The organism is uncultured Gimesia sp. (assembly GCF_937910335.1).
In the GTDB taxonomy this organism is placed as follows: domain Bacteria; phylum Planctomycetota; class Planctomycetia; order Planctomycetales; family Planctomycetaceae; genus Gimesia.
Genome location: NZ_CALEMX010000346.1, coordinates 1 through 12,823 on the forward strand (window position 1 = coordinate 1; position 12,823 = coordinate 12,823).

Consider the following 12,823-nt stretch of genomic DNA (forward strand, 5'->3'; position numbering starts at 1 on the left):
AGCGGGAACTCCAAATGAGATCGGCCGAAACGTTTTTAAATCGATGGCAATATCAAGAAACTGCATTGGAAAGTAGCATAAGTAAGCAGCCACCATTGCTTTGCCGACCGTTGTCGAATGGCCATGTCGCACTGCCATTCGATAAAGGGGAATGGCGCCGATGGCCAGCGCCGCTGTTTCACAGAATTCCAAGAGCAAATGGGAAGGCCATAGGAGATAAACGGGAAGCAAGAGCAGATGAATGAACTGAATATGTTCTCCCCAGAATAAACCCTGATCGAGATAACTGCGAAATCCTTTTCCATGTGCGACATTCCAGAGATGTTCTTCATACATGGCAGAATCACCATGCGGGATTAACAAGCCGTGATAGAGTTGCCAGTTCATGAATGTAAATAGAGCCACGAACAGCCCCATCATGAACCAGGCTGTAAAGGGGATACCAATTTTTTGTGTCTCATTAGACTGAGCCAAAGGCTCCCGTTCGGCAAGAGGAATGACCATCGATGCAAAAGTTGCCAACCAGCCTGCGATAGCCAGCGAAAACCAGAATTGTGAAGTTGCCAGCAACAGAGTTTCCAGGCTGGTCCAGCCGAGAATGATTGCCATAACGCGGAAAATTTCCCAGAGCGCAGGTAGCAACCACCAGCGGAATCCTTTCCAGCCCCATTCTGTAAAAGCGATACGGAAGGGGAGCGAGTCAACTTTGGAAATTAAAAACGCTCCAATGCTCCCCGTTAAGATTGCTACGATGAGCAGGTAACCCATCAACGGGAAGAACGGGATCAGGGCCGATTGGGTTGTTGTCTCAATCTTTCCAGAGCAGAATTGGACCAGCTCCTGCCAGAGCGAGGAGCTGACGTACAAAGTCGCAATGTTCATATTGCTGAATATAGTCTGAATCGCCAGCGTGACAGAACCACTTCCAAGCAGAATACAAAGTGCTGCGCAAGTAAATCGTTGGCTGTCAAATTGCAATGCGGGAGTGGTAATGCGATTCATCAAATTCGATCTGGATTCAGGTTTTTACGCAGTAATTGTGATAAAATAGGTGATTCTTATCACGATTTTTGGAGAAGAAATGTGAAAAGAATGTGGTTTAGGTGAAAAAAAACAGGGCATTGCTACAATAGTCAACAGGATCCCATCCTTCTCAATATTCTAAATGGTTTTCTTTCAGCAGGGAAGCAACACAGGTTTGACCATGCAACATTCGAATGAGCAAATTCGCGTTTACTGCGCTGGCCCCTTATTTAATCGATCCGAACGTGAAGAGATGACGGCCATTGCCGATCTGTTAACGGAAACTGGATATTCTGTTTATTTACCTCACCGGGATGGTATGGAATTCCGACTCGTGCTGGAAATTCTGGTGGAGCGAAATTGGGATACTCCGACCGCGGCTCAGTTTTTACATGAAGCCATCTTTGCATTGGATGTTTATCAACTGGTTGTGGAATGTGAGGCGATGGTCTGGAATTTGAATGGCCGTACTCCCGATGAAGGGGCGGTTTCAGAAGCTGCTATGACCTGGATGTTGGGAAAACCATTAATTGCTTATCAGGATGATGTTCGTTCTCTGATACAGGGACGGATGAATCCGCTGCTGGTTGGTATGGTCGATTTTGAATCAGTCGATCAAATTGAACTGATTCCAAATGCTTTGTCTGTTGCAATTATGAATCATGAATTGCGATCAGCGGTTTCATTGACTGCGTTACCAATCAAGGTTCAAAAGGCAGTTCAGGCAGGGCAGGTTTTGTGGGATGCATTGTGTTCTGAAGGCACGCAAGAAGACAACGAAATGATTGCGTCCGTCGTTGAAGAGTTATTTGCTCCCAATGATCGATCAACCCTGTTAGCCTGAACGACAAAAAAACAAAGTAGAATTGATTGATCTTTTATGAACCATCCGTATGTTGAGATTCCTGAACTATCCAATTTGCAGTCTGGAAGCGGTCTAGTTCGTATTCCCCACCAACAGGATGTGCCATTTACGCCTCGCATTCGCGCGCTGGTGGATACTACGGAATTTCGCAGATTGTCACACATTACACAGTTGGGGTTTACTGCACTGGTTTATCCGGGGGCAACACACACACGTTTCGAACACGCTTTGGGAGTCTATAAAAATGCATTACAATATCTTTGGCAGTTAGGAAAGGATACCCGGTTTGCTGCTACAATCGACGTGCATGCTGCTGAAGTCTTGATCGTTGCCGCCTTGCTCCACGATTTGGGACATTGGCCTTTCTGTCATTTGATTGAAGATATGTCACTGGAGGGAATTCCTCGACATGAATCGTTCGCCAGAGAATTTCTGTCGGATGGGCATGAACTCGCTGCAGTATTGAGAAGCGAATGGGGGATTGAACCGGACGAGGTCCTGGACATTCTGGTTCCCCGATCAGATACGGCAGAGATGCGGCTTGTACGTTCCATATTATCAGGGCCGATTGACATCGATAAAATGGATTACCTGGATCGTGACAGTCTGCATGCCGGCGTTCCCTATGGGCGAAATTTTGATAAAAATCGGCTGATTCATTCGCTAATGGTCAATGAAGCCGGCGATGGTCTGGCAATTGGTTCCAAAGGAAAAACGGCAGCGGAGTTGATGGTGTTTGCCCGGTATGTCATGTTCAGCGAAGTCTACTGGCATCACGCGGTTCGCTCTGCCAGTACAATGTTTGCCCGCGCTTTTTACCATCTCTATCAACAACTGGATCTGTCTGAATATTTTAAACTGACAGAAGCAGACTCTATTTCTGTATTACGCGAACAGGCGAAAGGGACCTTGTGCGAAAGGTTGGTTGAGGGCATCTTTAGCACGAAACGCACATTGTATAAGAGGGTTGCTGAATTCAGTTTTTATGAGTCATCAGATGTTTTCGAATTGATCGCGCATCAGCCGGTTGCCTCCCTGGTACAATGGAGTGAGAATCTGGCGCAAAGGTTGTCGCATCGCTTCAATCAGCAGGTCGCTTCTACTGATATATTAATTGACGCACCACCCACACATCGTGAAGTCGAATTTAATGTTGAGATCTATTCGGCACGTGATATGAAATATCAGCCGTTGCATGTTGTTTCACCTGTGGTTGATACTTTGGCCCAGAAGCAATTTGATGACTTTGTGAAACGGGTTCGGGTATTTGCGCACCCGAATATTGCACCGCAATGTTCGGAGATGCAGGATTTTCAAAAACTGCTGGTTCAGTCTGTTAAAGACTCTTTATGAACAAATTGCCAGAATGGGCCTGTTAATCAATTTCAGAGATGTTAAAATTGAAAGCAATAAAATCTGTTTAGTTAATCATTTGCTGTGATTGGGTCTGAAGATGGCGCTGATTATGAAATCCAGTTGGAGAACATTTTATTTGCTCGCCGGGGGGCTCTTATTTTTGGTCGTCGGTTGTGGTGGAAATGAACAAGTTGCAAATAAACAAACGTTACGACAAAAAAGAAGTTCATCATCATCCTCAGATAGCGTGCCAAAATTAAAATCCAGCGGCCCCAAATCACTGACAAAATCTCGAGATAAAAAGAAACAACCGGAATTCGATGGGAAGCCGGAAAATTTCTTTGAAGTTGTAGATTATATTCATAATTTTCAAATCAGGAAGCCCGGGCCAAACAGTGAAGCTGATGAACAATATGCCGTCTTGCTACCCGCTCAGAAGGGTATTGATTCTACTACGTTTTCCGTGATCAAGTCTGGTAGTCAGGGTGATCAGGGAATACCAGATTCAACATTTGAACTACCCAAAGGATTTTTGGCTATCGATGATGCCGGTTATTCTGCACAAGGTCTTCCTAATCGAATTCGCTGTGATCGGGATTACAGTGAGATGGTGCTGGTTCCTGCAGGCGTTTCGATTCAAGGTGAAGAGAATGGTTCGAAAAACGCTTCACCCCAATTTACGATTTATCAAAATGCGTTTTATATTGATGTGTATGAGGTGACTCTTGAGCAATATCGGCGGTGGCGTTCCGAAATGATTGCCCAGAAAGGAAAGCTGCCTGAACCAGCAGGCAATGACAGGCAGCCCGCTGCATTTCCTGCAATGGGGATTTCTTATACCGACGCAATAAATTATGCGCGAACAATGGGTAAGCAACTTCCTCGCGAAACACAATGGGAAAAAGCGGCACGCGGGGAATCAGGCTTCGTCTATCCCTGGGGTAATGGGCGTGCCCTTTGGCATAAAACGCGAATGCCGGGGCAAATTGACCCTGTGGGATCATTTTCAGGTGACCAAAGTCCTTATGGTGTTCTCGATTTATCTGGCAATGCGCGAGAATGGTGTGATGACTGGTATTCTGAAAATTCTTATCAGGCCGCAACTACATTGGCAGACGCAGGGATAGTACGTGGCTGGAACGGTCCAAGGCGATCCGTAATTCCCAGTATGCGGGTCGTACGTGGAAATCAAAAATCCTGGGACGTTCGGAAACGCATAGGGGAAAACATGCGGACGCCTCCTGCGGATGTCGGGTTCCGTTGTGTGTTGAATCTTCCCAAGCCCGCCGACGAATCTGATACTCCCGAAAAATCCAAAAATAAGAAATCCTTTTAACTCTTATTTTGCGATGCTACGTATTTTTCGAGTTGACGGTACATCCTCAATATTCAATCCGTTATCGCGGACTGACCGCAAATCTCTTCCAACCTGCCTGGAAAACTCTCAAAACTGATTCCGGAACTCAGTCAGGTCTTGCGATTCCTAGTGTTGGCATAGTAGACTGGGCTAATTATTAGCCAGGCTAATGAATATGGGGCCTTAATATATGAGGGAAACTGATGTTGCAATATGATTTTGAAGAGAGCGTCGGGTATTGGATTACGATTACTTCGCACTTCTATCAGGATGCTTTGAATCAGGAGTTAATACCGTATGGTATTACATTTCGTCAGTTTCAGGTAATTGGTTGGCTGGTCTATGAAGGTCCGTTATCGCAAGTGGAATTAGCTGACCGGATGATGATTGAGCCGCCTACTTTGGTCAGAATATTGGACCGTATGGAGAGGGATCAATGGATCAAACGCGAAAGTGACCTTGAAGATCGCCGTCGCAAAGTTGTGAAAGTATGCCCGGAGGCAAAACCAGTCTGGTCACAGATGGTGGCATGCTTGAAACAACTTAGAAAGAAGGCTACGCAAGGTATGAGCACCGAGGATATTGATACATTGAAGTCGTTATTGATGCAGGTGCAGAAAAACCTGGGTGTTAACGTTTCAGAATATGAGACCGCTTGAGATTACAGAAAAAAAGATGTGATTGTGTTGATGAATTAAATATGTCGTTGAGGTGAATGATGAGATTAACTACGAGACTTGTAGTCCCTTTTTATGTATGTGCTGTGTTTTCAGGGGATTTGTTTGCACAACGCGGCCCCGCTCAGGTGGATGTTGCGGAAATTGTGGAGCGGGAAGTTGCCGCCGGACAGATCTTTGTGGGAACGGTTTTGCCGATCAAAAGAAGTGTGATCGGTAGTGCCGTCGGAGGACGCGTTGAAAAATTTCCTGTCAATGAAGGGGACTACGTCCGTGCCAAACAGCCGTTGGCTCAGTTGTTGACAAACACAATCAATTTGGAGCTGGATGCAGAAAAGGCTGAACTGGACTTTCGAAAACATGAACGTGATGAATTAATGAATGGCACAAGGCCAGATGAAATTAAAAAAGCCAAGGCGCTGATGCTGGCTGCCAAAGCCGGTACGGAATATCAACAGAAACGGTTGAAGAGGTTGGAGTCCCTTTATTCGAGAAAAGCAGTCAATGACGATGATATTCAGCAGGTTGTCTCAGAGTCAATTCGTTCCGAGCAATTGTATCAGGAAGCGTCGGCGGCTTATGAGTTGGCAGTGAAGGGCCCCCGAAAAGAGAAGATCGATCAGGCAAAATCGCGGGTAGCGATTCAAGAGGCAGTGGTCGATAAACTTGAGAGTCAGATTATTAAACATACGATTATTTCCCCATTTAATGGATATGTTGTCGCCGAACATACAGAAGTAGGGCAATGGGTCAGTTCGGGTGAGCTTGTTGCAGAAGTGATCGCATTGGACGAGGTTGACGTAAGCGTTCAGGTTTTGGAAAGCCATGTGTCTCATGTCCGATTGGGGATGGATGTGCGCGTGGAAGTTCCCGCGCTTCCGGATAAAGTATTTACAGGCAAGGTCGCCTTGATTATTCCGCAGGCTGATGTCCGGTCTCGAACGTTTCCAGTAAAAGTTCGCATCAAAAATACAATTACAGATGATGGGCCGCTTCTGAAGTCGGGAATGTTAGCCCGTGCTGTACTACCGACTGGTTCGCGGCAGAAGGCGTTGTTAGTTTCTAAGGATGCACTGGTCTTGGGAGGTCTCACTCCGATGATTTTTGTGGTTGATCCTGGATCAGACCAGCAAAAGCCGGGAAAGGCGCGTGCCGTTCCCGTGCAGGTGGGAGTCGCCAGTGGCCGGTTAATTCAAGTGAAGGGTAATCTGAAACCGGGTGAGCATGTAGTCATTCGAGGAAATGAACGTTTAAGACCGGGACAGGATGTAGTCATTAGAAATATCTTGACCCCTGATGCACAACCAAAAGCCAAAGCTATTAATTCGAATGGTTAAAGAGGAAATTTGATGAGTTTGATTCACTCAATTGTGCATAATCCGGTAAAAGTGACGGTCGGAGTATTAATGACCGTTTTGTTCGGACTGGTTGCGCTCATCCGTATGCCGATGCAATTGACGCCCGAAGTTCAAAGGCCCACGATTACAATTGAAACGCGTTGGCCAGGTGCGAGTCCGCAGGAAGTCGAGCGCGAAATTGTTCTGGAACAGGAAGAACAACTGAAAAGTGTAGAAGGAATTACAAAGCTCAGTTCGGAAAGTGCTGACTCCAAAGGCTCTATCTCACTGGAGTTCCTGGTCGGGACAAATATGGATGAAGCATTACTGAAAGTGAATTCTCGCTTACAGCAGGTACGCGAGTATCCAGAAGATGCAGACCAGCCTGTGATCAGTACTTCAAATGCTGCAGACCGACCGATTGCCTGGTTTATTCTAAGTAGTCGTTTGCCTTCCGATGAGAAACTCGCTGAATTTCAGAAAGCAAATCCCCAGATCGAGGAAGAGCTAGACATCATCCGGAAGACTCCCAACCCGGGGCTGGCCATGCTGCGATTGCGACTTTTAGCCAAAGAGCATCCGGAAGTCAGAGATGGTCTCTTACCTCCCAAAGACCTGGAAGTTACGAAATTACGCCGTTTTGCTGAAGATGAAATCGAGGCACGGTTTGAACGCGTTTCAGGAGTGTCACAATCCAACGTGTTAGGTGGGCTGGAAGACGAGCTTCAAGTCGTTGTTGATTCGGAACAACTGGCTGCGCGCCAGATCACAATTACCGATGTTCGTGACGTTTTGCGAGGCCAGAACAAAGATACTTCCTCCGGCGATTTCTGGGAAGGTAAACGACGCTGGGTCGTTCGCATGCTGGGGCAGTTTCGCAGTGTGGAAGAAGTCGAAAATCAGTTATTGACAATTCGTGCGGGGGCACCCGTTTATGTGCGAGATGTGGCTACCGTTCGTCTGGGATATAAAAAGCCTGATGGTCTGGTCCGGCGGTTTGGTGAATCGAGTATTGCCATTAACTGCGTACGCGAAACGGGAGCCAATGTACTGGATATTATGGATGGTTTGAGAGAAGCCACTAAGGACCTCGATGAAAATGTACTCAAGCCGCGCGGATTGCAACTGATCCAGGTCTATGATGAAACCGAATATATCTATTCCTCAATTAATCTGGTGCAAAATAATATTTTTATCGGCGGGGCATTAACCATGATAGTGTTAATGTCATTTCTGCATCTGGGAGTGCGTACTTTATTGATCGTACCATTTATACTCCTCACCGCTGTTGCTGCGATGTTATTCTCTCCCTGGTTTTTTGTGATCAGTCTGGCATTAATTATTGGAGCTGGTTTCTGGTTTGCCCGAGGGGCATTAGTGGTAGGAATGGCTATTCCTACCAGTATTATCGGTACGTTTTTAATTTTAGGGGCAATGGGACGCTCGTTAAACGTAATCAGTCTGGCGGGTCTGGCGTTTGCCGTAGGGATGCTGGTTGATAATGCAGTCGTGGTTCTGGAAAACATTTTTCGCCGTTATTCACTGGGAGAATCACCCTTTCGTGCTGCCATTAAGGGAACGCATGAAGTCTGGGGGGCGGTGCTTGCATCAACACTGACTACCATCGCCGTTTTTTTACCAGTCGTTTTTATTCAGGAAGAAGCAGGGCAGTTGTTTCAGGATATTGCATTAGCGATCAGTGCCGCGGTGGGGCTTTCGTTAGTAGTATCAATGACATTGATTGCAACGGCATCCGCACGTTTATTAAATAAGCGAGAGGGTCAGGATATCGAAGATGACCGTGTTTTCAGTCAAGACGAATCTCCGGCGAAAGATCCTATCAACAAAAGTATTTTACACAACGCAATTATCAGTCCGATTGAATCTGGTTGTGCGGCACTTGTCAGAACGGTTGTGGGAGTAAATCATTGGATTCAAAGTGGTTTGCTTCGTCGAATTCTTGTGGTGTTTTTACTTGTTGGTGCTGCTATTGGCATCAGTTGGCAGTTATGGCCTAAAGTAGAATATCTTCCGACAGGCAACCGAAATTTGATTTTCGCCATATTGCTACCCCCTCCCGGATACAATCTCAATCAGTTAATGGAACTGGGGGAGAGTGTTGAAAATGACTTACGGCCTTATTGGGATATTGATCCGAACAGTGAGGAAGCGAAACAACTCGATTATCCGGTGATCGGCGATTTCTTTTTCGTCGCGCGCGGACGCCAAGTATTTATGGGCATTCGCGCTTTTGATTCACAACGTGTTGGGGAATTGATTCCTCTGATTCAAAAAGCAGGCAGCAAACTACCCGGAACATTCACTGTGGCCAAGCAATCCAGTCTTTTTGAGAGAGGTCTGACCGGCGGACGTACGATTGAGGTGGAAATCATTGGGCCGGACTTGAAAAAACTGGTGAGTATGGGAGGGCAGGTACTGGGACAGGTAAAACAAATGATTCCAGCCGCCCAGGTACGTCCGATTCCCAGCCTCGATCTTTCCAGCCCGGAAGTTCATATCGTACCAAAATTGTTTGAGGCAACCGAAATGGAAGTCAATAGTGTCGATTTGGGTTATACGGCGAACGCTTTGATTGATGGCGCTTATGCCGGAGACTATTATCTGGGTGGAGATAAAATCGATCTGACAATCATCGGGCGATCCAAGCATATTCAAAATACGCAGGATGTAAGTGCATTGTCAGTGGCCACTCCGATGGGATCGCTGGTGTCATTGGGAGCATTAGCAGATGTAGAGATTACCAGTGGGCCCGAGCAGGTCAATCATCGCGAGCGTCAACGCGCGATAACGATTGAAGTATCTCCCCCTGAAGATATGGCCTTAGAAGACGCGATGGGCCAGATTCAATCAGAAATCATTCAGCCGCTACGGGAAAGCGGTAGACTGGCGGGGGGCTATCGCATTGTATTATCCGGAACCGCAGATAAATTGCGCGATACCTGGGCTGCCCTGGAGTTCAATTTGATACTCGCCTTAATGATTACTTATCTCTTAATGGCGGCATTGTTTGAATCCTGGATTTATCCTCTGGTCATTATTTTTAGCGTCCCTTTAGGAGCCGTCGGAGGAGTTTTGGGGCTAAGTGTTTTGAATCTGTTCATGCTTCAGACGCTGGATGTACTCACCATGTTAGGCTTTGTGATTTTGATAGGGACCGTGGTGAATAACCCGATCTTGATTATTCACCAGTCAATTAATCATATCAAAGAAGAAGGATTGTCACCTAGGGAAGCGATACTGGAAAGCATTCGCACGCGCATCAGGCCAATCTTCATGACTACCACGACAACGGTTCTGGGTCTATTGCCTCTGGTATTATTCCCTGGTGCTGGAAGCGAATTGTATCGTGGATTGGGAAGTGTCGTGCTCGGCGGACTGATCGTGTCAACGCTATTCACGTTAGTATTGGTACCAACACTATTCAGTTTGACAATGGATGCCAAACAATGGGGACTGAATCTCTTGCGACCTGGGTTACTGGTAGATTCTCAGACAGCTGCTGCACCACCTGATGAAGTCGGATTAGAGACTCAGAAAAATATCACTGTTTGAGAAACTTCGAAGTATTTTGGTTACGCAGTATTTCAGTTACTCAAAATCAATTCCCAGACGGTATTTCAGTTGATCCAGTTCATCGATCGCTTCATCGCACGAAGAATGCACGTGTTCCGCTTCGGTGATAAATTTCAAATCTGTGATATGAGGTATTCCGTATTCCTCTAAGGTATATTCGAACTGTTCAATTCCCTGGCCATACATGATCAGAAGTTTGTGTTCATCAAATTGAACTTCCAGCGGAATGAGTGGGTTCAGAACTGCAATCCCTGCACAACCATCATTGAGTAGCAGGTCTTCATAATCATAGAGCGTACTTTTAAGAACTGGCAGATCCATATGCTCACGATACAGATCCTGGTGCTGATTATTCGAACCATCATGGCTCGTTTCCAGTACCACATCGACTTCATGCCCAAGCGGGTCCAGTAAATCGATGAACAGATCAAACAAGACTTCTTTTGAAGCAGCCGCCATCAGGACCGGGATTTTGATCCCCGTCTCTTTGTCCGTATAAACATCGTGCCGGTAGCCAGATTGAGGTACTACCTCCAGATCATAAGACGGCCGAATGGCGTCTGTCAGATTGAAGTTACCATATTTAGCAATTCGCAGATGCGTCTCTAACTGGTCTTCTGAGAGACTCTCGAAACTACTGCGCGACTTACCTGCAGTATTATCCCGATAGGTAGTCTTTAAGAATTTTTTTATGAAACCCATATTAAAATCTCTCCCCCCCACGACAGACAACAAATCTGTTGTCCATTGGTCTTCTATCGCCAATGATGCTTTAGTGTTATAATTTGTTTTGTTTGGATGAATTGCTCAGTTCGTTCAGTAGTTGAAGTGCCAGGAACAAACTGGAATCAAAAAACTCTAGCATGCAAATCGAGGGCAGGTCTGAAGTAGTATTGATGTTGCTCACTTTTTTGCTGAGTTTGAGACAGATGAGCCGGAAAGATGAGATGCGGGAAGAGTTCCAGACAGTTAAAACGTCCGGTTATGAGGATCAGGTAAGATTGAGATCAGGGCGGTATGTATTATAACTGATAGAAATGCTGTATTTGTTTTCACCGTCAAGATTGAGAGAGCAATTCGATCTATTTAGGGGTCTCGCTGGTTCTGGTCTTTGTAAGCATCTAATTGTGAGAAGGTTAGGAAGATTTTCATTGGGCTGTGGATGTAAAATGGAATTAAGGTATTCAGTCGGATGGATGTCTACAAAGAGACATATTGCAGTCAATCTCGATCAGAACTATAAATCGCATCCTGCCTGATTTTCATATCTAATGACCAATTCCGTTCATCTCTCTTCTATTTCATATCTCACAAATTATTTATCCACCTCCGGAAGTTTAAATGCGATGTTTTCACAGCCTTTTCTCAACGAATCAGGTGATTCGTCTTCTTGTGATTCCACTTCTCTGCCTGCTAAGCAGTTCCGGTATCGGCTTTACAGCGGATGGAAGCGGAAGCGAAATACTTTATCTTAAAAATGGACAAAACCTCAGTGGAGAAAGTGTCGGGTTTGAAGAGGGGACTATTCTCTTTCGCCTGCCAGATGGTGAAGTCCGTCCGATCGTAATGGGTTTAGTAGATCGGCTAGAGTTTCACGCAGGGAAATTGGAGGCTGACTCTTCGAATCAGGGAACGGAATTGCTCGTGAATAATGCAGGTGTCGTTCCTCCCGCAGTCCCCCCCTTGATCACTGTGGATCCATTAGATGCAGTTCCACCGACTCCTGATTCAGTATCTGATCGTGTAACTCCGATTGATCAGATTGAAGAATATGTTGACGAGTACTGGGAGTATGTGGAGATCTGGACCAAGCGGATGGAATTAGGTGGTACGTTTCTCGGAGGGAATACGGACCGTGATTATTTGACAACCAGTCTACTTTTGGAAAAATCAGACAACGACAATAAATTCGAATTCGAAATTGGCGGTCGTTGGGGGCAGTCAAATGGAGTTCGGGATGCCAATCGCTGGTATGGGAATGCCACACTGGATATTGCTCGAAAGACTAACTGGATCGTCTTCATGACGAACAAAAATACCTATGATGAATTTGAAAACCTGGATTGGCGGGGAACCTTTTCTTCCGGTCTTGGTTATAGGTTCATCAATGAAAAAAATAAGCGATTGATCGTGCGTGTGGGGCCTGGTGGAACGCGTGAAATTTATAATAGTCCACGGTTAAGAAGGAGTACATTAGACGTGTTTGCCGAAATGGAATTTCATTGGCCGCTATCAGATCATGCAAAGCTGGAACACAAACAAACCTGGACTCCCAGCGTGAATAACGTTCAGGTTTTGCGTGTTACCTCAGATACAGGTTTATTCTTCAAATTAGATAATAAAGATCGCTGGAACTTGAAATTTGGTTTGTTACAAACTTACAACTCCGTCCCCAATGCCGGTCGCAAAAAAAGTGATTACACGGGTAGTGTGTCACTGGTTTACACACGAAAGTAAAAGGCGGAACGCGAAAATATTGTTATTTAGGCTTCCCTAGTTTGACTGTCAGCTTGACGCGTTTTCCGTCACGCAAGACTGTGACCTCCACGGATTCTCCGGGGGAAAACATTCTTAATGCCAGATCGAAATCATCTAAACCATCGATTTTTGTCTT

The 12,823-nt window shown here is 45.8% G+C and carries 9 protein-coding genes; 7 read left to right on the top strand and 2 right to left on the bottom strand.

Annotated elements, in window-relative coordinates; all coding sequences use genetic code 11:
* Positions 1 to 1,002, bottom strand: a 1,002-nt coding sequence (locus Q0668_RS13890; protein WP_298865679.1) for a DUF2079 domain-containing protein, incomplete at its 3' end; no start/stop codon positions are given.
* A gap of 202 nt (positions 1,003 to 1,204) precedes the next feature.
* On the opposite strand from Q0668_RS13890, the gene Q0668_RS13895 reads away from it, so the two are divergent.
* The 6 genes from Q0668_RS13895 (at position 1,205) to Q0668_RS13920 (ending at position 10,188) form a co-directional block, all read left to right on the top strand.
* The gene (locus Q0668_RS13895; RefSeq protein WP_298865681.1) at positions 1,205 to 1,867 is read left to right on the top strand and encodes a nucleoside 2-deoxyribosyltransferase; all 663 of its coding nucleotides are present in this window, start codon (positions 1,205 to 1,207) and stop codon (positions 1,865 to 1,867) included.
* Between the two features lie 36 nt (positions 1,868 to 1,903).
* Positions 1,904 to 3,241, top strand: a complete 1,338-nt coding sequence (locus Q0668_RS13900; RefSeq protein WP_298865683.1) for an HD domain-containing protein — start codon at positions 1,904 to 1,906, stop codon at positions 3,239 to 3,241.
* 112 nt (positions 3,242 to 3,353) lie between these two features.
* A complete protein-coding gene (locus Q0668_RS13905) occupies positions 3,354 to 4,580 on the top strand; it encodes an SUMF1/EgtB/PvdO family nonheme iron enzyme (RefSeq protein WP_298865685.1) in 1,227 nt (408 codons plus the stop codon).
* A 224-nt stretch (positions 4,581 to 4,804) separates the two neighbouring features.
* Positions 4,805 to 5,260, top strand: a complete 456-nt coding sequence (locus Q0668_RS13910) for a MarR family transcriptional regulator (protein ID WP_298865686.1) — start codon at positions 4,805 to 4,807, stop codon at positions 5,258 to 5,260.
* A 56-nt stretch (positions 5,261 to 5,316) separates the two neighbouring features.
* Positions 5,317 to 6,615 (top strand): efflux RND transporter periplasmic adaptor subunit, encoded by a 1,299-nt coding sequence (locus tag Q0668_RS13915; protein ID WP_298865688.1) that lies wholly within the window; start codon positions 5,317 to 5,319, stop codon positions 6,613 to 6,615.
* A 12-nt stretch (positions 6,616 to 6,627) separates the two neighbouring features.
* Positions 6,628 to 10,188, top strand: coding sequence for an efflux RND transporter permease subunit (locus Q0668_RS13920; protein ID WP_298865690.1), 3,561 nt, complete (start codon positions 6,628 to 6,630; stop codon positions 10,186 to 10,188).
* A gap of 36 nt (positions 10,189 to 10,224) precedes the next feature.
* Here Q0668_RS13920 and Q0668_RS13925 read toward each other — a convergent pair whose 3' ends face one another.
* Positions 10,225 to 10,911 (bottom strand): hypothetical protein, encoded by a 687-nt coding sequence (locus Q0668_RS13925; RefSeq protein ID WP_298865692.1) that lies wholly within the window; start codon positions 10,909 to 10,911, stop codon positions 10,225 to 10,227.
* Between the two features lie 639 nt (positions 10,912 to 11,550).
* On the opposite strand from Q0668_RS13925, the gene Q0668_RS13930 reads away from it, so the two are divergent.
* Positions 11,551 to 12,666 carry a DUF481 domain-containing protein gene (locus Q0668_RS13930; protein WP_298865694.1) on the top strand — a complete coding sequence of 372 codons (1,116 nt, stop codon included), beginning with the start codon at positions 11,551 to 11,553 and terminating at the stop codon, positions 12,664 to 12,666.
* The last annotated feature ends 157 nt before the right edge of the window (positions 12,667 to 12,823 follow it).